The organism is Anaerotignum sp., assembly GCF_017483025.1.
Taxonomy (GTDB): Bacteria; Bacillota; Clostridia; order Lachnospirales; family Anaerotignaceae; genus Anaerotignum_A.
This window is the reverse complement of sequence record NZ_JAFUMA010000057.1, coordinates 1-21,865: the sequence shown is the minus strand read 5'-3', so window position 1 is coordinate 21,865 and position 21,865 is coordinate 1. Positions and strand designations below refer to the sequence as shown.

Sequence of the window (21,865 nt, the reverse complement as noted above, 5' to 3'; positions counted from 1 at the left end):
GTTCATCCTGAGCCAGGATCAAACTCTTATATTAAAGTTTAAGTCCTAGCCAGATATTCTGGCTAATTTTATTCCGGTTTTGCTAAACCGGCAAAAGTCATTTAGCATTCGTTTCCGTTTGCTTGAATTGACTATGGGTTGTGTGTTTCATATCCATTGTTCAGTTTTCAAGGATCAACTCGCTTTATCAGCGACCGAAGATTATTTTACTATATCTTCTTTTTCTTGTCAAGCACTTTTTTGAATTTTTTTAAATTCTTTTTTGTGCTCGTCTGGCTTTTCTCACCAGCGAAAATTATTATATCAAATCAGCTTTCGCTTGTCAATGTTTTTCTTTTAAAACATTTAACTTTTTTCGCTGTGATTTTCAGTTTTTCGCGCCTTTCTGTCAGGCACATTTAGATATTATACACTCTTTTTCGATAATGTCAACATCTTTTTTCAACTTTTTTCATTTTTTCTGAAAATTCTTTTAAAGTCCTCACTTTCCGGCTTTTTCTTTCCTTCTTCCTCTCTTTTTCGCAGCTATTTCTACTATATAATAGCAATTAAAAAGACCAACCTCATCGATTGGTCTTTTTTGATTATAACGCTTTCATTCTCGCTTCAATATCCGCCTGTCTTTTTTCTTCCATCTTGGAAACACACAGCGTACAAGCTGCGTCGCCTGTAATATTAACTGTTGTACGACCCATGTCAAAGATACGGTCGATACCAGCAACCAATGCGATACCTTCCACAGGCAGGCCAACGCTCTGCAGCACCATTGCCAGCATGATCATACCTGCGCCAGGTACACCTGCTGTACCAATGGAAGCCAGCGTTGCTGTCAGGATGATCGTCAGCTGCTGACCCAGGGTCAGGTCAATACCGTAGCACGTTGCAATGAAAATGGAGCAAACGCCCTGGTAAATAGCAGTACCATCCATGTTGATGGTTGCACCCAGAGGCAGTACAAAGCTGGCAACGTCCTTTTTCGCGCCCAGTTTCTGTACGCATTCCAGATTCAGAGGCAGAGTACCTACAGAAGAAGCACTGGAAAACGCAAACATGATGGCAGGCATCATGCCTTTAAAGAACTGCACAGGATTCAGACCACCCAGCATCTTTACTGTAGTGGAATATACAATGACCATATGCAGGATATACGCAATATAAGCCACCAACAGAACTGTAAACAGATCACCCAGAACAGAAGGGCCGTTTTCTGCCACAACGGGTGTGATCAGACAGAATACACCGATAGGACTCAGTTTAATGATGGCATCCATAATAAACATAGAAACTGCATTAGCACTTTCTACGAATTCAGCGAAAGGTTTCCCCTTTTCGCCAACCGCGATGGTACCAAAACCAAAGAACAGGGCAATTACGATTACCTGCAGCATATTTGCACTTACCATTGGTTCCACTGCATTGCTGGGGAAAATATTTACGATCGTATCAATAAAGCTGGGCGCTGCTGCTGCTTCATATTCCAAACCGGATGTTGTAAGCTGATTGAAGTTGCCTTTGAACACATTCGCCAGTACCAGACCAATAACAACGGCCACCGCTGTCGTACACATATAATATACGATGGTTTTTACACCGATACTGCCGACCTTTCTCATATCCTTCATGGAAATCACACCACTCATGATGGAGAACAATACGATAGGTACAACGATGAATTTAACCAGATTCAGGAACAGTGTACCAAAAGGTTTGATGTAGTTTACTGCGATCTCAGGCGTTTTCATCAGCGCCGCACCGGCCAGGATACCCAGCACCAGCCCGGCAAAGATGTATGCCGCCAAAGGCAGTTTTTTCTTTTCTTTAGACATGAAAAATCCTCCCTCTTTTGCTTATAAAATAAATTCGCTGTCTATTTTACAATACCATTTCCCGTTTTTCAACGTTTTCATCTCTTTTCCACAAAAAAAGACCACCTTTTTTTCTGGAAAGGCAGCCTTTCTTCCATTATTTTGCAATTATTCCATTGCAAGGATGCGTTCCCGCAGGTTTCGCACGTTTTTCTCAATTTTATCCATCACTTCGAGATATACCGCATCTTCCTCCCCACTTGGGTCGTCCAATCCCCAGTCTTCCCGCATTTCGCAGGGCAGGAATGGGCAGCTGACGTTGCAGCCCATGGTAATAACGATATCCACTGCAGGAATCTCCCCTAACAATTTGGAATACTGTTTTTCTTCCATATTGATGCCGTATCTTTCCTTCATCAGACGCACTGCATCCTGATTGATCTGCGGCTTCGTTTCTGTCCCCGCGGAATAACATTCCAGCACATCCCCCGCCAACGCTCTGCCTAAGGCTTCCGCCATCTGGCTGCGGCAGGAATTGTGCACACAGATAAAGGCTACTTTCTTCTTCATATATGCCTCCCAAAAGAAAAGGCGTGTCTTTCGACACGCCTTTATGTACTAACTCAAAATCCCGATTTCAAGTTACGCCTTAGCGAGGGAAGTTGATCTGCGCCTGAGCCGCAGCCAGTCTTGCGATAGGCACACGGTAAGGAGAACAAGATACATAGTCCAGACCAATCATATGGCAGAATTCAACGGAGTAAGGATCGCCGCCGTGTTCACCACAGATACCCAGGTGGATGTCAGGACGTACGGGTTTTGCTTTTTCTACTGCCCATTTCATCAGCAGACCAACGCCTGTTCTGTCCAGTCTTGCTGTAGGGTCAACTTCGTAGATGTTTTTGTCGATGTAGTCAGCCAGGATCTTACCAGCGTCATCACGGGACAGGCCGAATGTCATCTGTGTCAGGTCGTTTGTACCGAAGGAGAAGAATTCAGCTTCTGTAGCGATTTCATCTGCTGTCAGAGCAGCTCTGGGGATTTCGATCATTGTACCAACCAGGTATTCCAGTTTCTTGCCTTTTGCTTCGAATACTTTTTCTACTGCTTCTACAACGATGTTTTTAACGAATTTCAGTTCTTTGATTTCACCGATCAGAGGGATCATGATTTCGGGAACGATGTTGATGCCTTCTTCTTCGGAAACTTCAACTGCAGCTTCCATGATAGCTGTAGCCTGCATTCTTGCGATTTCAGGATAGCTTACAGCCAGACGGCAGCCACGGTGACCCATCATAGGGTTCAGTTCGTGCAGACCTCTTGCTTTGATCTTCAGTTCTTCTACTGTTTTGCCTGTCATTTCTGCCAGCTGAGCGAATTCTTCATCTGTGTTAGGCATGAATTCATGCAGAGGAGGATCCAGCAGACGGATTGTAACAGGTCTTTCTTTCATTGCTCTGTAGATACCTTTGAAGTCTTCTTTCTGGAAAGGAGCGATGCCTTCCAGAGCTGCTTCTCTTTCTTCCACTGTATCGGACATGATCATCTTTCTGAATTTCATGATTCTTTCGCCTTCGAAGAACATATGCTCTGTTCTTGTCAGACCGATACCTTCTGCGCCGAAGTCGATGGCAACCTGAGCATCGTGAGGTGTATCAGCGTTTGTTCTTACTTTCAGGCTTCTCTTCGCATCTGCCCAAGCCATGAAGGTCTGGAAGTTGCCTGTGATTTCTGCTTCTACTGTAGGGATATCTTCGCCATAGATGTTACCTGTGGAACCATCCAGGGAAATGTAGTCGCCTTCTGCGAATGTTCTGCCGCCCAGCGTGAATGTTTTTGCTTCTTCATTCATCTTGATTTCTTCACAGCCGGATACACAGCATGTGCCCATACCACGAGCTACTACTGCAGCGTGGGATGTCATACCGCCGCGAACTGTCAGGATACCCTGAGATGCAGCCATACCTTCGATATCTTCGGGGGATGTTTCCAGACGAACCAGGATTACTCTGTCGCCGCCTTCTGCAGCTGCTTTTGCTTCTTCTGCTGTGAAGTAAACTTTACCTGCAGCAGCACCGGGGGATGCAGGCAGACCTTTGCCCAGAGGTTTTGCAGCCTTCAGTGCAGCCTGGTCGAATGCAGGGTGCAGCAGCTGATCCAGCTGTTTGGGGTCTACTCTCAGCAGAGCTTCGTCTGTTGTGATCAGGCCTTCTTCTACCATTTCAACAGCGATTCTCAGAGCAGCATTTGCTGTTCTCTTACCATTTCTTGTCTGCAGGAAGTACAGTTTACCTTCTTCAATAGTAAATTCCATATCCTGCATGTCTTTATAGTGGTTTTCCAGTGTGTTTGCGATTTCCATAAACTGATCGTAAACACCAGGCATATCTTCTTTCAGTTTTGCGATAGGGTTAGGTGTACGAACACCGGCTACTACGTCTTCGCCCTGTGCGTTAACCAGATATTCGCCCAGCATAGCCTTTTCACCTGTAGCAGCGTTTCTTGTGAAAGCAACGCCAGTACCGGATGTGTCGCCCATGTTACCGAATACCATCATCTGTACGTTAACTGCTGTACCCCAGCTGTAAGGGATGTCGTTCATTCTTCTGTAAACGAATGCACGAGGGTTATCCCAGCTGCGGAATACGGCCATAGCAGCTTCCAGCAGCTGTTCTTTGGGTTCCTGAGGAAATTCTTTGCCCTGGTCATCCAGATAGATCTGTTTGAACATTGCTGTAACTTCTTTCAGGTCGTCAGCTGTCAGGTCTGTGTCGTATTTTGCGCCAACTTTTTCTTTATATTCGTCCAGTTTTCTTTCGAATTTGGATTTGGAAACGCCGATAACAACGTCTGCAAACATCATGATAAATCTTCTGTAGGAGTCGTAAGCGAATCTGGGGTTGCCAGTTTTCTTAGCCAGACCTTCTACGGAAATATCATTCAGACCCAGGTTCAGAACTGTGTCCATCATACCGGGCATGGATGCTCTTGCACCGGAACGTACGGAAACCAGCAGAGGATTTTCGGGGTCGCCCAGTTTTTTGCCGGCGATTTCTTCCAGTTTAGCCAGAGCCACTTCGATCTGTTCGATCATTTCGTCTGTCAGTTTCTTGCCGCCTTCGTTGTATTCTGTACAAGCTTCTGTGGAAATTGTGAAGCCGTGAGGAACAGGCAGTCCCAGATTTGTCATTTCAGCCAGGTTTGCACCTTTACCGCCCAGCAGGTTTCTCATGGAAGCGTTACCTTCGCTGAACATGTAAACATATTTCTTGCTCATTACACATTACCTCCTATATCCTTGATCGGATAAAATTTTTAGGTCTTTGTCTGCAGCCTTCGGCTGCATTTCAAATCAAAAACGATTCATCGGAAATTATACCACCTTTATCAAAAAACCACAATATTTCCCAAACTTTCTCTTCGTTTTTTCCATTTGTGTCAATGCCAAAAAGTATTTTTTGCCCATTCCGCAAAAGACTATCTGAAAAACTTTCGAAAAATCTATGGTTTTTTGCCAAAAGATGTCATTGGTTCTTTTCCACAGGTCAGCACTTTGTCGCGCAGGACAAATTTCACCCCACATATGCCACTTTTTTCATCTCATGTGCATCATAGGAAAATTCTTCCGTATGCTAAGCATACCCCAAATCCTATTCTTACACAAGAGTTTATTTTGTATTTTTTCCAGAAATCGGGACATATTTTGCCCCACGAATTTCAGTATGTTGAAAAGAAAGCCTTTCATCCATAAGGTTTTGCCTTATGCATGCATTTGCTCCGCAAATTATTGCAAAAAAATAAGGGTATCGAACTATGCAAGCATATTCGATACCCTTATTCTAAGAAGCGGCTTTCTCCGCTTTATTTCAAATTACAGCAGGCTGCCAACTGTCATAAACAGAGGAGCGAATACCAGAGATACTACTGTCATCAGTTTGATCAGGATGTTGATGGAAGGACCGGAAGTATCTTTGAAGGGGTCACCAACTGTGTCACCGATAACTGCAGCTGCGTGCGCATCGGAACCTTTACCGCCGTGGTTGCCTTCTTCGATGTACTTCTTCGCATTATCCCAAGCGCCGCCGGCGTTGGACATAAAGATCGCCATCATAACACCTGTTACCAGGGAACCAGCCAGCAGACCGCCCAGAGCGCCAACGCCCAGCAGCAGACCAACTACCAGAGGAGCTGCAACTGCCATGATACCGGGTACCAGCATTTCTTTCAGAGCTGCTGTTGTGGAAATTTCTACACATTTCTTGTAGTCGGGTTTGCCTGTACCTTCCATGATGCCAGGGATTGTACGGAACTGTCTTCTAACTTCTTCGATCATCTGGAATGCAGCTTTACCTACGGACTGCATTGTGAATGCGGAGAACAGGAAAGGCAGCATACCACCGATCAAGAGACCGATGATTACGCGAGGATCCAGCATATCGATGGATGTCAGTTCAACTGCTTCAGCGTAGGATACGAACAGAGCCAGAGCTGTCAGAGCTGCGGAACCGATCGCGAAACCTTTACCCATAGCAGCTGTTGTGTTACCAACTGCGTCCAGTTTGTCTGTGATGTTTCTTACGGAGTGATCCAGACCGGACATTTCTGCGATACCACCAGCGTTATCGGCGATAGGGCCGTAAGCGTCAACGGCTACAGTGATACCTGTTGTTGCCAGCATACCTACTGCGGAAAGAGCGATACCATACAGACCGCATACTGTGTAAGCGATGTAGATACCGATACAGATCAGGATGATGGGGATAGCTGTGGATTCCATACCTACAGCCAGACCGGAAATGATTGTTGTAGCAGGACCTGTTTCAGACTGGTCTGCGATTTTCTTAACGGATTTGTAGTCGCCGGATGTGTAGATTTCTGTGATGATACCAATAATCTGACCTACAACCAGACCAGCGATAACTGCGATCGCTGCTTTCATGTTGCCGAAGCAGGATTTGGACAGCACTACGGAAGCGATAGCTACCAGGATAGCTGCTGTGTAAGAACCTGTTTTCAGAGCTTTGTGAGGGTTGGAGTTTTCATCACCTTTTACAAAGAATGTACCGATGATGGAAGCCAGGATACCAACTGCTGCCAGTACCAGGGGATACAGAGCGCCTTCTGCGCTGTAGTATACCAGGCCCAGTGTGATAGCGGAAATAACGGAACCAACATAGGATTCGAACAGGTCGGCACCCATACCAGCAACGTCACCTACGTTGTCACCTACGTTATCGGCGATAACGGCAGGGTTACGAGGGTCATCTTCAGGGATACCAGCTTCTACTTTACCAACCAGGTCGGCACCAACGTCGGCTGCTTTTGTGTAGATACCGCCGCCAACACGACCAAACAGCGCGATGGAGGAAGCACCCAGAGAGAAACCGAACAGGATGTCAGCATTGCCTGTTACTACGTAGATTGCGCCTACACCCAGAAGGCCCAGACCAACTACGCACATACCCATAACTGCGCCGCCGCTGAATGCGATAGACAGGGCTTTGTTCATACCGCTTGTTCTAGCTGCGTTTGCAGTTCTAACGTTTGCATTTGTTGCTACTGTCATACCGAAGTAACCAGCCAGTGTGGAGAAAACAGCACCGAACAGGAAACATACTGCTGTAGCGATGTTTACGCCCAGTGCGATCAGTACGAACAGTACAGCTGCGAAGATGATCAGAATTTTGTATTCTGCAGACAGGAAAGCCTTTGCGCCTTCTCTGATGCTTGCAGCGATTTCTTTCATTCTGTCTGTACCTTCATCCATTTTGCTAACTTTGCTTGCCAGGACGAAAGCAAACAGCAGCGCCACGATACCAAGAACGGGCGCCAGATAAATTAAACTTGCCATAATAATCCCCCTGTTTCTTAAATTTAGAATGTGGATAATGATAATAACGTGGAATATAACACCTCTCTCTGCCGAAGCAAAAAGCAACTCCACAGGTCAGCGTTCGGCTCGTCCTTTCATGGCATCTCCCCTCAGGATGATACACCCCCGGAGAAGTCATGAAAAAACAAATACACTGCCTTTCCTTGCGCATCCAAAGCCCTGTTCTTTTAGCGATGCGCGGGCGGCGTGTATTTTTCCAAACGTCCTCCCAGTAGACCAAGTCATATTCTGTCCCAAACATAAGTATAAACGAAAGCCTTTACAAAAATCAACCCCCATACCGCACGCAGATATACTAAATTTGTCGATAAATTTTGTTATTTTTGAACAATTTTTGCATATATTCCTATGGGAAAACAAAAGCCCTCTCCGACAAGGGGAAGAGGGCAAAGATTTCCTTTGTTTTCCTGCCGTTTTACTGGCACAGGAACTGCGCCACCAATGGCAGAGTGATTACAGAAAAAATCGTGGATACGAAAGCATACTGAGATGCTCTCTTTTCATCTGCGCCATAATGGTCTGCAAAGGAAGGCAGGGCTGCCGCCGCAGGCGTACCCATCAGCACCACGATAACGCTCAGCGCCATACCGCTCATGAATGTACCGCAGATCAGCTTTGTGATAATGGGCATGATGATCAGCGTAAAGAAGCTGAAGATATATACTACCTTGTCCTTGAAAATCTCTTTTACATTTGCCGCCGCCAGCAGAGAACCGATATAGATCATAGACAGGCATACCGTCGTATTTGCGGAATACTGCAGCACATCATAGATCGGCTGAGGCAGGGAAATGGAATTAACGAAGCAGAACACGCCGACAACTGCAGAAATACAGATCAGGCTGGTGCAGATCTCCTTGAACATTTCTTTTGCTGTCTTTCTATGTTCGCTGCCCATGGCAAACAGAATGGAGCAGACTGTAAACAGGAATACATTGCAGGTAAACATGACAGCCACACAGAAGATCAGACCTTCTGCACCATACATGGCCAAAATCAGAGGCTGGCCCATAAAGATAACATTGCTGTAAACGCCGCCGCCGCTGAACAACCCCAGCTCTGCAGGTTTCATTTTCATGCCCTTGCCGACGATGAAAAACATCAGCGCACCGATACAGCACATAAAATATGTAGCAAAACATGTCACCAGAAATCCTTTGAAGATCTCAGGAGAATAGTCTCTCTGCAGCAAAACGACCATGTTACAGGGCACCGCCACGCGGGTCAGCACAATAGAAAGCCCCTTGGCATTTGTCAGAGATAAAAAATTCTTTTTATGTAAGATCACCCCAACGATCATCAGGATAACCATTGTGATCAACTGAAAAATTACAGGTATTGCCATGTATCAACCTTCCCTTCCGCAACTCTTGTCCATCTACAAAAACATTTTTTTCACAAAGTTCTTCTTCTATTCTACTCTTAAAACACTCGTTTTGCAATGATTTTCGTCTAATTTTATACTTTTTTAATCTATTCCCGGGAAAATAAGTGGCTTTTTTAACGAATCATCCTTTTTGCCACTTTTTTTGCATCAGCGCCAGTACAACCTTTGCCATCACAACGCCGATCGCCGTCCCTGCCAGCACATCCGTAGGGAAATGCACCCCCAGATACAGACGGGAAAAGCCCATCACTGCCGCAAATATATAGGCCGCCATACCCCATTTTTTATTGATGGCATAGATCGCTGTTGCTGCCGCAAAGGATGCTGACGTATGCCCGGAGGGAAAAGAAGCATCCCCCACCGGAGAGATCAGGATATCATATCCCAACAGATCATAGGGTCTGGTGCGGTCTACCAGTGGTTTCAGCAGCAGATTGCAAACCACCGCATTGGCCCCCAAAGAAAACAGTACCAAAAGCCCTCTTTTCACCCAAACTTTATTTTTGAAGCCCATCAGCAGGAACAGTACGCCAATGGCGATCCAGAGAAATCCACCATTCCCAAGGGCAGATACGGAAATCATTATTTTATCAAAAACAGGATGGGCGCAGGTCTCCTTCAACCAGAGCAGAAACCGCCCGTCCATTTCCAAAAGCCACTCCATACGGTGACCCCCTTTATCAATTCACGTAAATTTTATGTTACCATATAGAATATCCGGTGGTCAACATAAAATACTCAAAAAAAAGAACCCTAAAGGGTTCTTTTAAACATCTTTATAGATCATTCAGATACGATTTTATAAATATTCGCCTTATGGAATGCCGCACCTACCACCAGGAAAATCACCAGACCGGCTGCCCCCTGCACGATATTTTCAGGGATGGATGTCAGCGCCACAACGAAGCTGCTCTGCAGGATGCCGCCGCCAATAAAATAACCGAAGACCATCCATGCAATCCCCACTACAGATGCCAGCAGATTGCGGCCTGTGAAGAATTTTTCTCTGTCGCCTGCGCCATTTGCGATCTTGCCGATGAGCCAGCCCATCAGCCCTTTGATGATCAGCGTAAAAGGTACCCAATGGGCATAACCGCTCAGCAGGTCTGCCAGAGCAGAACCAACGCCGCCGGCCACCATGCCGTATCTTGCGCCAAAGAATACGCCAACCAGCAGAATCATGCTGTCACCCAGATGTACATAGCCGTTCGTTGCAGAAACAGGTATCTGAAAAACCATCGTGCATACAGTCACCAGCGCAATTAGAAGGCCCTGGATACAAAGTTCCTTTGTTGTCATTTTCATATGAATCCCACCTAACTTCGAATTTCTGTAGTTAGGATAGCATATCCCTTTGGCAGTTTCTACCGTTCCCCCGCAGAAAACGCAAATTGCATCGATACAATCATATCAATTGTACCCATATGATCAACTCAATTCCCGTTTCAGCCGTTCCAATACCCGCTCCATTTCAAAGGAAGCCATTAGTCGATGGTTTTCCTTATCCAGCAGGCGAAAATGCCCGGAAATCAGGTTTTGCTGGATACGATAGCCCTTCTTCTTCATAATTTCTCTCCACCAGACCTTGCCGCCCATGGTCTTGGGATACTGAGGCTGAGCATCTGCAAAGGCCAAAGCCTCCACTAAATCCGTCAATTCCCCGCCGAATCGTTCCTGCAGGATACTGCTTTCACTGAAAATAACGGCAAAGGCCGCCGCCCCCGTCCAGCCCAGAGAGCTTCTCTCCTTTTCAATTTCCACCAGAGTCTTTTTGGAAATGCCCAGCACCGCCGCCATCTTTTCCTGGGTGAAGCCATATTCCTTTCGCACCGCTTTCAGAACGCCGTCCATCTGCGCCGCAAATTCCTTCTTCGTCATAAAACGCCCTTCTTTCCTATATTACATCGGAGGTAAATACATCAGATAAGGCGCTGTTAAAATCGCCATACCCAAAGCCAGCTTTTTCTTCTGCCCTTCTTCCAGCTCCATCTTCTTCCAGATGAACTTTCTGTGGAAAAGATAAATCAAAATCCCCGCCAACACAACCGCCGCCGTGGTAAACAAAAACGCTTCCATATTACTGTAAGGCAGATACACATTGATGCCATATTCCCAGAAATCCACCACTTCACTCAGCCCAAGGAAAATCCCCGATGAAACGAAATCCGCCAGAAAGCCAAAGCCCCAGGTTTTCAAAATGGTCTTTTTGTACCATCCTTTTTTATCTGGCAGCTTCAGCCACGCAAACAAAATCAGCAGCACAATGCTGTCTATCGCAAAATTCGCAGGCAATAAGATCAGCAAAAATGCAGGAAACAACAGTCCGAAAAAATAAATGCTCCACATGGGGAAAATCAGATTGTACAGCTTGATATCTCTTCTCATCCAAACGCCTCCTTTTGGTGTAATTTTACACTTTTTAGGAGCTTCTGTCAATCGTATTAAAAAAGGGATACCCTTTCGGATATCCCTTTCCTTTTAAAAATCATTATGCTTCTTCAATTTCGCTTACGCGACCGTCATCAGCAAATGTCAGTTTTACTTCATAGCCCTTGCCGTCTGCTTTGCCGTCTTCCAGTTTATCCTGATCCAGACCGTCTACATCGCAGCTGTCCAGTTTGCTGGGCAGATCAAAGGAGAATGTGTTGCCGTCTTCTGTTGTGATACGTACCACATCATCATCACAGGATTTCAGCACGCCTTCTGCGCTCTGTACATAAACACTGATGGCTTCCACTCTGTCTTTGTCGTCCAGTGTTGCCACTACATAAACTTCCAAAGCGTCGTCTTCGATCATCTTCTTAATCACACTCAGAGATTCACTGGAACCGCTGTAGTTTCTGATGGTGATATCAGATGTTTTGCTCAGCCATCTGTAAGTTGTGCTGTCGCCTTTCACCTTCAGACCATCGTTGGCTGCAGTTGCGATACCTTTTACTTTCGTTGTCGCATCTGTGCTCTTCTGGCCATCTACCACTGTGATCTGTGTTACCACGCCGCTGCTGTTGAAGCCCAGCTCGATGGTTTCACCAACATATTTGGAGTTTGTACCTTCCAGATCTTCCAGTTCGAATACATCCTCTTCTTCATCTGTCAGCTTAGGAGAACGCTGGCAAACCAGTTTAAATTCATTACCGTCCTCTGTTTTGATCTTGATGAATTTATCACTAGGGTTAAATTCCACCAGATCGCCTTTTGCCGCTGTCAGTCTCGCTTCTACTACCTCGATAACCTCATTGTCACCATTTGCCTTGATTTCAGCATACAGTTCCAGATCGCTGTCGTTGGCCATTCTTGCCAGCACTGTCTTGGATTCTGTTACAGCACTGCCAATATTCAGATCACCGTCTTCATAAGATTTCAGCATCTTGTATTCAATAGAAGAAGTTTTGAATTTCAGCACATCATTTACCAGAGAAACAACGGTACCTTTTCTTTCTGTCTGGTGGTCTTCGGAATTCTTCCATGCGCTCTTTGTATCTGCCAGATAAATCTCGCTCAGCTTGCCGCCGCTGTTGAATGTAACCTTACAATAAATCGTATCTTCGGAATTATCTACATAAGTTTCTGCCTTATCTACATTCTTCAGGATATCCCAGTCTTCATCCTCTTCTTCCCATGTGTAGAATCTGATGTTGTCCAGGGGGTTTGTGGAGCCAAATACATAAGTTGTTGTATTGCCGCTTACTTCCAGAACCATTTTCTTATCGGAAATGCTCTTCACTTTATATGTCAGGCTTTCTTTTTCTTCTGTGCCTGTTGCAAAAGTATCTTCAGACATTTCGATCTTTGTTGCCTTATCGCTGCTGTTTACAGTTACTTTCGCATAGGTTGTGCCGGCATCTGCCAGTTCATCCATTTCGTCGAAGTCTACTTCTTCACCTGCAATATAGAATTTGCAGTCTGCCGCAAACAGGATAGATTTTTCAGCGCTGCTGTCTGCCAGCTTCACAGTAATGCTGCTGCTGTTGAAGCCTTTCACCTGGCCTGTCATGGAATATTCATCTGTAAATGTGATATACAGTTCTTCGATGTATGTTACATTTTCGTATTCGCCATCGTCGTTCTTTTCACGTTCCACGCTTGTGATCAGGCCAGCGTATGCATATTCTTTGTAGTGTTCAGACATGATATCTTCCAGATCGGAACGGGATACTTTTTCGCCTTCTACATAGCATTTTGTACCGGAATCCAGTTTGTATTTGTCTGTTTCGCCTGTGTTTTCATTTTCCAGAGACAGCTTGTTATCCTTGATAGAGTTTACATAACCAGTGATGTCATATTTGCCCTGGTTTGTTGTGCCCTTCATCTGGCGCAGTGCTGTTACAGTATTGCCGCTGCGTACCAGGACTACTTGGTCCCCTTCGTTCAGCTTGCTCAGGGAAATGGTTTCGCTTGTATTGCCTACATAAACGGGGAAATCGCCCAGTGTTGCATTGAAGCCTTCCCAGCCGCCGGCATCCAGTGTTACCTTGATATAGTAATATTTGCCTTCATTTACCTGCAGTTCCGTGATTTCGCCGCTGCTGCTTACGCCTTCTGTCAGGATGCTGTTTGTTTTATTCAGCATAACTGCCATTTCCGCGCGGTTGATGTTCTTTTTGGGGTTAAATCTGTTGTATTCGTCACCGCTTACAACGCCCAGTCTCTTCAGCAGGTCGATCTGCACTGCTGTATCGGAAGTGATGCTCCAGTGATCCACAAATTCAGATACTGTTGCAGCTGTTTTATCCTTATCATAAAACATACCCAAAGCATTACCAAACATCAGGGCAACGTCTTCTCTTGTGGCTGCCTGTGTGCCGCCGGAAAATTTTGTCGCTACCATCTGCATGTCAATAATGCCGTTATGCAGGCCATAAGCCACTGCCATCTGGCACCAGCTGGGCACTTTATATGTATTCAGCACTGCCATATAGGAATAAGCGTCCACCGCATCGATGCCGCTTGTTGCGCCTGTTTTGATCAGTGCATTATAAACCATCTGCATGGCTTCGCAGTAAGTTACGTTGTTGCGGGCGCGGAAGGTACCATCTTCATAGCCGCTCAAAAGGCCCAGATCTGCCACACTGTTGATAACATCTGCAGCGCCGGCCCAGGGCACATCTTTGATATCTTTGAAATTTGCTGCGTACGCTGTCATGGGCAGGCAGGAAGTTGCCATCACCGCAGACAGGAACAGCGTCAGTTTGCGTTTCATAACTTTTACCCCCTTAGGTTAAAATCTTTTTGCAATACAATTGGTCCTACTTCTCCATTGTTACTCTTAAATATACCATATTTGTACGATTCTGCCTAGTACCTACATCTTAAGGTTTTTTGAAGAATTTGACGTTTCGGGGCGAGGGCCGCCCCTTTTTGTCTCATCCCGACCGCTTTCGCTCCATTTCTTCGATCATGGAAACGATGTAGGTGTTCATGGTGATGGAGGTGCTTTCGATGTACTCATCGGCTTCCTTCGCAGCAGAATCCGCTTCTTTTTTGACGCGGCTGATTGCATTTTGTTCCATATTTTCTTCCAATCTTAAGCCAATAATGGCTGTATGCCCCTCCACCACCACAGCACAGCCCGTCACTTCCTCCATCTGATACAGCCGTTTTTTAATGGCGCGCCCCCTCTCCTCCGGGGTTTTGTCCCCGATTTCCGCCGAAGCCTTCACGAAATGCAGATGGGAAAGGTTGTTTTCCGTCACCTCTGCTCCGCAGCCCTGCAAAAATACCCCCGTCAAAAATAAAATCAACCCTGCCCGTTTTTTCATCTGTGCCGCCTCCTTTGGGTTTAGTATCCCGTTTTGGTCGATTTTTATAAAAACAAGATTTGTCATCGATTTTTAAGGAGTTTGGTGTATACTAAAGAAAAAACACGAGGAGGTTTTTCCATGCATCAGAAAAGAAGACATTACCGTGTAGCATTAAGAGAGATCAAAGAATCCCCCGCCGAGGGTATATATGTAACAAATGAAGAATTGAGAAAATATGGCATCTTCGCAGGCATCGTTCTGTTCCTGCTGACTGTTGTTGCCGTTTTCGACAGGAAGCATTAAGGTTTCATCTTTTCCCAAGGTTTATCCTTTGGTATGGCGTAAATCGACATCCTTCCACCAAAATAAACCCCGCTTCGTCCAACTGCTCCCGCATCTGCAATCCCTGAAAGAGAGTCTTGCAATTTAACCACCCCAAAGAACAACAAATAACATAGAAAAAACCGCTGTCAAAGACAGCGGCTTTTTTCATTTCTTAAAAAATATTCTCGATGATTTGATCAGAAACCATAGTCAGTGATATCCAGGTCTGCCTGGGATACAACTGCATCGTCTGCATCAGTGTTGAAGTAGATTGTGAAGTGGCCTTCATAATTAGAATCTTCCATCGCTACCTGCCATTCCCAATAGTCGCCGCCATCATAAGAAGGTGCACCTACCAGATCTGTTACTTCTGCTTTTGTCATACCAAATTTAACACCCAGCAGAGATACATTCTGGTCTACGGGTTCTTCTGCGTATGTAGCCATGCCGATTTCTTCTGCATCTACTTCTGTAATAGGAGCTGCTTCTTCACCATCATTGTAGAAGTAAGGCAGTACCAAATAATCTTCATTTTCATCCAGGAACATATTTACAGAATAGAAATCGCCTGCACCCATTTCGATAGAACGCAGATCATCTGCATTCTGAATACCTGCAGCTTCCAGTTCTGCAAAAGTATAAGGCATTGCTACGCCTGTGCCATTGATGATGATACCTGCATTTGCCATTTTCAGTGTCAGTACACCGTCTACCGCAGGTGCAAAATCAGTAGAAACTTCTTCGCCTGCTGCTGTGCCTGCGCTGCCGCTTTCTTCTTCCACTGCGGGTGCCTGTGCACCATCATCGGAGCCACCGCCGCCGCATGCGGGCAGGAGCAGAAGTCCAAATGCCATTGTTGCCATCATTGCTGTTCTCATCATTTTTTTCATACCAATTCCCTCTTTTTTTTTGAAATAAATTTTTTAATTATCTGAACGAAGTGCCGCCGCCTTCTGCCTTGCTCATCAGGTATTTCCCGCCGATCAGGCCTTCGTCATCAAATTCATGGTATACTCTATAGTCTTTGGATGCATATACTTCCACTTCTTCTGTAACATCCTTTGTATCCGTCAGTTTCTGCCAGTCTGCTTTGGGAACAGAAATATCATTTGCTGTATAAATATATTCTTCGTCGATCATGAAGTTTGTTTCACGCAGGGGCAGTTCGCTGCCTTCCCAACGGAATGTATCGGGATCGCTCATGTCTACTCTGCACAGATATGCTACGCCATCAGTGTAATCTGTATAATACAGATATTTGCCATCCAGTACAGGTGCATAAGAAGGAACATATGTGATATTCAGTTCTTCCCCGGATGTTGCATGATACAGATGCAGAGATTCATCATCCGCATCATCCTGGAATACCATCCAGTCACCACAGATGAAGTAAGGATAGTAGATTTCCTTATCTACGACTGTTTTCAGATCCTTACCATCCATATCTGTAGATACGAAATGATAGTCTTCATCGGTGAAGTACAGTCTGCCGTCATGGATCTGCAGATAATCGCAGGCACCATCATACAGAACTTTTGCATCGCTGCCGTCTGTTTTCACGCGGCATACTGCTTCCCAGTCTCTCAGGTAGTACAGGTAGTCTCCATCCATGCACAGATATGCAGCGGAACCCTTTTCATCCAGAATCTTTGTATCATCAAACTCAGGGAAGTCCCCTTTCATATGGAAAGAGATCGCCGCCAGATTGCCGCTGCCGGATTTGCTGTGGGTCAGGCCATACAGCACATCATCCTGCACGATATAACGGCCATAGTTCATAAAAGTGCTCATTGCCATTGTTTCATCCGCATTAAATTCGGGTTTGTATGTCGCCCAGGGATTGCTTGCAATGGAAGCAGGCATTTCTTCCTGATTTTTCAGCGTAAATGCCGCGTCCTCACCAATTTTGATTTCCAGAACGCCGTCCTTGCATACGCCCGTTGCTTTTTCACCCATCAGGTCCATTTCCAGTGCATCCTCAGCACCGGTGTAGGTACCTTTCAGAGGTTCGCCGAAATAAATACCATCGATGCCGCCTTCGCCATCGAATGCCAGAGCCATGATGCTTTCCGCCTCGCCGAAAATGCCTTCCATGGTTTCCTTGTCGAACTCATTGCCTTCCATGACCATTTTTTCTACTACCCAGTAGCCTTTGGCAACGCCTTCTTTTTCAGGCTCTGCCGTTGTTCCGCCGCCACCGCCGCAGCCTGTCAGCAGACAGAACATCATTACAACAGAAAGCATATAAGATAACCATTTCTTCATATACATTCCTCCCTTTCCCATTTCTTATTGCAGCCAGATCACATCTTCTTCCACCTGCAGCATCATCCACAGTTTCTGTGCGGATACATCATCGTAAAGATACCCATAGCAGTTCCATCCGCCTTCCATCTGCAGGCAGAGGGTGTTGTCCTCGCAATACCATGTCAGATGGCTTCTGAGCGGTTTATAGTCCAGATAGCCTGTGCCGTCTTCATACAGCTCCAGCTTGGCCCCCACTTCCATGCCTGTATCCTGATTCGTATAGGGCAGCTGAAGTTCTTCCCCGGACTGGGGGTCTACCACCATATATCCGTACCAATCGGTACCTTCCAGAGACAGTTCATCAAAGGAGATCTCCTCCAGCGCATCCGTATCCAGAACCTGAAGGCTTTCGCCTCCTTCGGTTTCCGGCAGACCATTCTTTCCGACAGCAAAAACAGTACCGTCATTGCCGTAATCGGGATCATCCAGCCAGAGTGCCGCAGGGTCTGTGGGAAGGATGAACGAATACCCTTCACCATCAGACAGATAAAATGGTGTTGCAGCTCTTTCACCGATTCTGTTCAGCTTGCCATCCGTCACATCATATACCACCAGATGTCCCAGACCAAAGGCACCTTCATTTTCCTTACAGAACAGATAGATATAATGCTTTCCGTCTGCTGTTTTCACATAATAAGGATCAAAATCATCGGCACACAGCTCTTCATAGTTGTAATGTCCATCTGTATCCATATAGATACCGAAAGAGGAATACATTCCCATATCGGGGTCAAAATAACCGGAGCAGTTCAGTTCCTCCAGATCCTTGTCGCCATCCAGATCCACAAAGAAGGAATGATCCAATGGAAGACCAACCATATATCCTTCGGGAGCTGTCATATATTTTTCGTTGAACAATTCAGGGTGTGCCGCAAAGGAAACCGTTGCCGCCTGTCTGCCATTGCCGGGCTCTGCCAGATCACCATCAGCAAAATAGAAGGTCACACCGTTGTAATCCAATGTCCAGCTGATGCCATCTTCAGGTGTATCTTTGAAATAGTCTGCCACAGTTGTTTCAGAATAAAAATCTCCTGCCCACATATGGCTGTTCAGTTCCTGTTCCACGATGGCAGGTACTTTTTCCATATCAAGAATCACATCGGAAAGGGTCAATTCTTTTCCTGTTTCCGTATCAAAGTTGGAGCCTTGCATCCCTCTGAATTCCTCGATCCTGCCATAATCGGAATAGGAATCCGACAGCAGGCTGACTGCCACGCTGTCCGCCCGTCTTACCTGCACATCCAGCGTAGAAACGTATGTATCCACGGTTCCGCCATAAGACAGTTCTTCTCTGGCAGAACTGCAGAAATTGTCGAATTCATCTTCCATACTTCTTTCCTGCATAGTGGAAATCTGGCTCAGTGTTTCTGCCATGGCGGGATATTTTTCTGCATCTGCCTCCCGCAGCGTTACATAGGAATGCTCACTCTGTACCAACAGCACATCATCATCCCATTCATAATTGCTCTGCAGGGTCTTCTGAAGAGAAAGCACTTCCGCCGATATTTTTTCTTCTGCAGGAGTCTCCGTCGGTGTTTCACTGCCGCCGCAGGCTGCAAGAGGCATCACCATGCATGCCATCAGCAAAAATGCTACCACTTTTTTCATGAGCAGCATCTCCTTTCCAAAATCATTTTCCCAGGGCACCGCCGCAGTATTCACAGCAGCCCTTGGCATCAGGGATCGTCTGAGCACCGCAAAAAGGACACATCACAGCTACTTTCGGTGCTTCTGCCGCCACTTTTTCTTCTCTCGCCTGCTGACGCGCCTGCATGAGTGCCGCTTTGATCTCTTCGCCCATTTCCTTATACTGGCAATATTCCACACTCTGTTTGGGATCGAATTTATCACCAAAATTCAGGGCCGCGCTGCCAAGGCGGATCGTTGTCGCATTTCCCGCTTTTCTTTCCTCAACACTAACAGTGGAAGAATTTAGTCTGAAGCGGATATCATCAAAATAAGGATTCCGCACATAGATCGTCACATAAAAATCATATTCATATACATATCTGGGAGGGTTATAGCTGACTTCTTCGCCGTCCGCATTCTCTCTCATCAGTTCCACACGGTCTTCTTCAATATCCAGCACACAGCCGGTCACATCAGAAAATGCAATCACATCGGGATTTGCCTCTGCCAAACGACTGGAGGAAGTTACCATGAACTGACCCGCATCCTCATCCAGCAACACTTTTGTATCCTCACCCAAAGTACGGGTGATTGCAAAAGAAGCCACCTTTTCTCTGTTGGCTTCGCGGTATTCCAGCTGTGCCGCGATCTGTTCCACAGTGGAATGGCGTCTGTCATCAAACCAGGGGGAAAGTTTCCCTGCGCAGGTCTTGCATAGATTGCCGTCCTCCAGTTTTCTATTCCCCAGAAGGCCGATTTCGCCGCCGCAGATGCTGCATTCTTTTTTATCGAATAATTTCCCGAATAAACCCATACATCTCTCCCTTTCTTCCTCTTGGTTTTAAAATTAATCCAATTTTTTGATATTATTATATAAATATAACCACTTTTTTGTAATCACCCACCCAGGGTGATTTCCCTCTTCAAAGGGGTGATTGATACAAAAAAGGCGATAGGAATCCCTATCGCCTTCTGTTCGGTTTCAGTATACCTAAAACAGTTTTCTATTCAGTTTTAAGGTGTGATCGTTACTGTTCTTGCAACAGCATCCCATACCACTTCTGCACCCAGATTTTCTGCAATAAATCTGATAGGCAGGTATGTTCTGTCATTTTCGATGTATGCCGCACAATCCAGTTCCACGGGGTCACCATCTACAGTTGCAAAAGGTTCGCCGATGAAGATCATAATTTCGGAACCATCTTTTTCGATAGTCACTTTCTGTTCCGCTTCATTCCATGTCACAACACCGCCCAGTGCTTCTGCAACGAATCTTGCAGGCAGCATGGTTCTTTCGTTTCTGATCACGGGAGGAACATCGTTTGTCACATATTCATCGAATACCCATGCGATCACGCTGTCGATGGTCAGGCGGATATATGCTTCCTCGCCATCGCCTGTGCTGTCAGCTGTTTTTTCGAAAGTTACATCAACGTATACATTGGCTGCGGGCATTTTGAATGCATATCTGCCGTCGCCTTTATCTGTTACTTCTACTTCTTCGCCGTTTTTCTTTGTTACTTTGATATCATCCACGCCGTAGCCTGCGTCGGGGTCAGTTGTGATATATACTGTTGTGCCCTTGCTTGCTTTTGTACGGCTGGATTCCACATCGCCATTATCTGTGTCTTCCAGAATAACTTTGTATTTTGTGGAACCGCCACCGCCGCCTTTGCTTGTGGATTTTGTGTAGTCGTAGCTGTTTGTAAATGTCAGTGCATCCGCTTTGTCATTACCCACCCAGAATTCAGTATCATAAACAACTGTTGTTTCTCCAGCTCTAGGGACAACCTTTACTGTATAAACAGTATCATCATATGTCCAGTTTGCTTTGCCATCATTTACTTCTTTCAGCTGTACGGAAACGCCGTTTCTCAGTGCTGTTTCGGGGATAGAAAGTGTGATTTCTCTATCACTGCCATCTGTTTTGATGGAGTTATCTGTCAGCAGAACCTGCTGAAGAGCATTAGGTGTTGTTACCAGCTGGAACTGGAATGTTTCTGTACCAGGAGCAACATTACCCTTCTGTTCTACGATTTTTGTTACAGGCAGTGTTACCTCTACTGTAGGTACTACAGGTGCTTCCGCCACAAAATCTCTTGTAAAGGCAATTGCTTGTCTACCGTCCTCTTTTACAGTATTAACTTTATTTGCATTAACGTCATTGATTTTTGCCGTTACTCCGTCTGCAAATGTATTGTTCCCAATTGGACTAAACCAAACTTCTGCAGTGTATGTTTTGCCTGCTACAAAAGTATTAGAGTCCGTCATTGTAATGTTCCCGTCAAGCCAGTACACAGAGTCTACTTTATATCTGTCATCTGTTACTGTTGCTGTGTTAGAAGGGTTCTCACCGCCTACGGGTGGTATTACAGTTGCTGCCAGTGTTGTGATTTCTTCCACAGGAGCAGAAAGTTCGCCACACAGGAAATATACCCAGCGACCACCATCAGAAGAATAAGTTGCAAGTCCAGGTTTGCCGTTCACTGTAACTGTTGGTGCTTCGCCTGTACCTCCAAATGTATAGCCGTCTTTTGGCATCAGTTTAATCTGAAAACCATAATTCTTGCCTTCTGTAAAAGCATCTTTCTGAACCTTAGCTTCACTAGGCATACCATCCACTACATCTGCATAACTCATCCATGCACTGAAATCCAGACTACATTCCTCAGGTATAATCATACCCTCAAATGTAGGCATTGCACCAACTGCAGGTTCTGTCACACCTGTAATTTCAACATTTGTAATCATTGTTGGCTCATTCGCCGCCATTACTGTT

17 protein-coding genes are annotated in these 21,865 nt (G+C 45.7%); 1 reads left to right on the top strand and 16 read right to left on the bottom strand.

The window, feature by feature from the left end:
* Positions 1–584: 584 nt before the first annotated feature.
* The 11 genes from IJ369_RS04785 to IJ369_RS04735 form a co-directional block, all read right to left on the bottom strand.
* Positions 585–1,826: a dicarboxylate/amino acid:cation symporter gene (locus IJ369_RS04785; protein WP_290716625.1), complete on the bottom strand. Its 1,242-nt coding sequence runs from the start codon at positions 1,824–1,826 to the stop codon at positions 585–587.
* 147 nt (positions 1,827–1,973) lie between these two features.
* Positions 1,974–2,375 carry an arsenate reductase ArsC gene (locus IJ369_RS04780; protein WP_290716623.1) on the bottom strand — a complete coding sequence of 134 codons (402 nt, stop codon included), beginning with the start codon at positions 2,373–2,375 and terminating at the stop codon, positions 1,974–1,976.
* Positions 2,376–2,454: 79 nt separating this feature from the next.
* Entirely contained in the window at positions 2,455–5,082 is a 2,628-nt protein-coding gene (ppdK, locus tag IJ369_RS04775; RefSeq protein ID WP_290716621.1) for a pyruvate, phosphate dikinase, read from the bottom strand.
* Between the two features lie 594 nt (positions 5,083–5,676).
* Entirely contained in the window at positions 5,677–7,656 is a 1,980-nt protein-coding gene (locus IJ369_RS04770; protein ID WP_290716619.1) for a sodium-translocating pyrophosphatase, read from the bottom strand.
* 457 nt (positions 7,657–8,113) lie between these two features.
* Positions 8,114–9,043: an AEC family transporter gene (locus IJ369_RS04765; protein ID WP_290716616.1), complete on the bottom strand. Its 930-nt coding sequence runs from the start codon at positions 9,041–9,043 to the stop codon at positions 8,114–8,116.
* A 163-nt stretch (positions 9,044–9,206) separates the two neighbouring features.
* Positions 9,207–9,749 carry a phosphatase PAP2 family protein gene (locus tag IJ369_RS04760; protein WP_290716614.1) on the bottom strand — a complete coding sequence of 181 codons (543 nt, stop codon included), beginning with the start codon at positions 9,747–9,749 and terminating at the stop codon, positions 9,207–9,209.
* A 119-nt stretch (positions 9,750–9,868) separates the two neighbouring features.
* Positions 9,869–10,390, bottom strand: a complete 522-nt coding sequence (locus IJ369_RS04755) for an ECF transporter S component (RefSeq protein ID WP_290716612.1) — start codon at positions 10,388–10,390, stop codon at positions 9,869–9,871.
* Between the two features lie 123 nt (positions 10,391–10,513).
* The gene (locus IJ369_RS04750; RefSeq protein WP_290716610.1) at positions 10,514–10,963 is read right to left on the bottom strand and encodes a helix-turn-helix transcriptional regulator; all 450 of its coding nucleotides are present in this window, start codon (positions 10,961–10,963) and stop codon (positions 10,514–10,516) included.
* A 21-nt stretch (positions 10,964–10,984) separates the two neighbouring features.
* Complete coding sequence (locus tag IJ369_RS04745; RefSeq protein ID WP_290716608.1) at positions 10,985–11,470, bottom strand: hypothetical protein; 486 nt, start codon at positions 11,468–11,470, stop codon at positions 10,985–10,987.
* 103 nt (positions 11,471–11,573) lie between these two features.
* A complete protein-coding gene (locus tag IJ369_RS04740) occupies positions 11,574–14,285 on the bottom strand; it encodes an S-layer homology domain-containing protein (RefSeq protein ID WP_290716605.1) in 2,712 nt (903 codons plus the stop codon).
* 163 nt (positions 14,286–14,448) lie between these two features.
* Complete coding sequence (locus IJ369_RS04735; protein WP_290716602.1) at positions 14,449–14,844, bottom strand: YhcN/YlaJ family sporulation lipoprotein; 396 nt, start codon at positions 14,842–14,844, stop codon at positions 14,449–14,451.
* Positions 14,845–14,964: 120 nt separating this feature from the next.
* On the opposite strand from IJ369_RS04735, the gene IJ369_RS04730 reads away from it, so the two are divergent.
* Positions 14,965–15,129 carry a hypothetical protein gene (locus tag IJ369_RS04730; protein WP_290716600.1) on the top strand — a complete coding sequence of 55 codons (165 nt, stop codon included), beginning with the start codon at positions 14,965–14,967 and terminating at the stop codon, positions 15,127–15,129.
* 218 nt (positions 15,130–15,347) lie between these two features.
* On the opposite strand, the gene IJ369_RS04725 is transcribed toward IJ369_RS04730, so the two are convergent.
* The 5 genes from IJ369_RS04725 to IJ369_RS04705 all read right to left on the bottom strand — a co-directional run.
* A complete protein-coding gene (locus IJ369_RS04725; protein WP_290716598.1) occupies positions 15,348–16,040 on the bottom strand; it encodes a hypothetical protein in 693 nt (230 codons plus the stop codon).
* A gap of 37 nt (positions 16,041–16,077) precedes the next feature.
* Positions 16,078–17,415 carry a DUF5050 domain-containing protein gene (locus IJ369_RS04720; RefSeq protein ID WP_290716596.1) on the bottom strand — a complete coding sequence of 446 codons (1,338 nt, stop codon included), beginning with the start codon at positions 17,413–17,415 and terminating at the stop codon, positions 16,078–16,080.
* Between the two features lie 24 nt (positions 17,416–17,439).
* Positions 17,440–19,065, bottom strand: coding sequence for a hypothetical protein (locus tag IJ369_RS04715; protein ID WP_290716594.1), 1,626 nt, complete (start codon positions 19,063–19,065; stop codon positions 17,440–17,442).
* Between the two features lie 22 nt (positions 19,066–19,087).
* Complete coding sequence (locus tag IJ369_RS04710) at positions 19,088–19,900, bottom strand: DUF4428 domain-containing protein (RefSeq protein WP_290716592.1); 813 nt, start codon at positions 19,898–19,900, stop codon at positions 19,088–19,090.
* A gap of 200 nt (positions 19,901–20,100) precedes the next feature.
* On the bottom strand, positions 20,101–21,865 hold a 1,765-nt coding region (locus tag IJ369_RS04705), incomplete at its 5' end, for a copper amine oxidase N-terminal domain-containing protein (protein ID WP_290716589.1).

Bases quoted from the DNA above. Each gene is read 5' to 3' on its own strand.
- IJ369_RS04785 (WP_290716625.1), bottom strand. From the start codon at position 1,826: ATGTCTAAAGAAAAGAAAAAACTGCCTTTGGCGGCATACATCTTTGCC.
- IJ369_RS04780 (WP_290716623.1), bottom strand. From the start codon at position 2,375: ATGAAGAAGAAAGTAGCCTTTATCTGTGTGCACAATTCCTGCCGCAGC.
- ppdK (WP_290716621.1), bottom strand. From the start codon at position 5,082: ATGAGCAAGAAATATGTTTACATGTTCAGCGAAGGTAACGCTTCCATG.
- IJ369_RS04770 (WP_290716619.1), bottom strand. From the start codon at position 7,656: ATGGCAAGTTTAATTTATCTGGCGCCCGTTCTTGGTATCGTGGCGCTG.
- IJ369_RS04765 (WP_290716616.1), bottom strand. From the start codon at position 9,043: ATGGCAATACCTGTAATTTTTCAGTTGATCACAATGGTTATCCTGATG.
- IJ369_RS04760 (WP_290716614.1), bottom strand. From the start codon at position 9,749: ATGGAGTGGCTTTTGGAAATGGACGGGCGGTTTCTGCTCTGGTTGAAG.
- IJ369_RS04755 (WP_290716612.1), bottom strand. From the start codon at position 10,390: ATGAAAATGACAACAAAGGAACTTTGTATCCAGGGCCTTCTAATTGCG.
- IJ369_RS04750 (WP_290716610.1), bottom strand. From the start codon at position 10,963: ATGACGAAGAAGGAATTTGCGGCGCAGATGGACGGCGTTCTGAAAGCG.
- IJ369_RS04745 (WP_290716608.1), bottom strand. From the start codon at position 11,470: ATGAGAAGAGATATCAAGCTGTACAATCTGATTTTCCCCATGTGGAGC.
- IJ369_RS04740 (WP_290716605.1), bottom strand. From the start codon at position 14,285: ATGAAACGCAAACTGACGCTGTTCCTGTCTGCGGTGATGGCAACTTCC.
- IJ369_RS04735 (WP_290716602.1), bottom strand. From the start codon at position 14,844: ATGAAAAAACGGGCAGGGTTGATTTTATTTTTGACGGGGGTATTTTTG.
- IJ369_RS04730 (WP_290716600.1), top strand. From the start codon at position 14,965: ATGCATCAGAAAAGAAGACATTACCGTGTAGCATTAAGAGAGATCAAA.
- IJ369_RS04725 (WP_290716598.1), bottom strand. From the start codon at position 16,040: ATGAAAAAAATGATGAGAACAGCAATGATGGCAACAATGGCATTTGGA.
- IJ369_RS04720 (WP_290716596.1), bottom strand. From the start codon at position 17,415: ATGAAGAAATGGTTATCTTATATGCTTTCTGTTGTAATGATGTTCTGT.
- IJ369_RS04715 (WP_290716594.1), bottom strand. From the start codon at position 19,065: ATGAAAAAAGTGGTAGCATTTTTGCTGATGGCATGCATGGTGATGCCT.
- IJ369_RS04710 (WP_290716592.1), bottom strand. From the start codon at position 19,900: ATGGGTTTATTCGGGAAATTATTCGATAAAAAAGAATGCAGCATCTGC.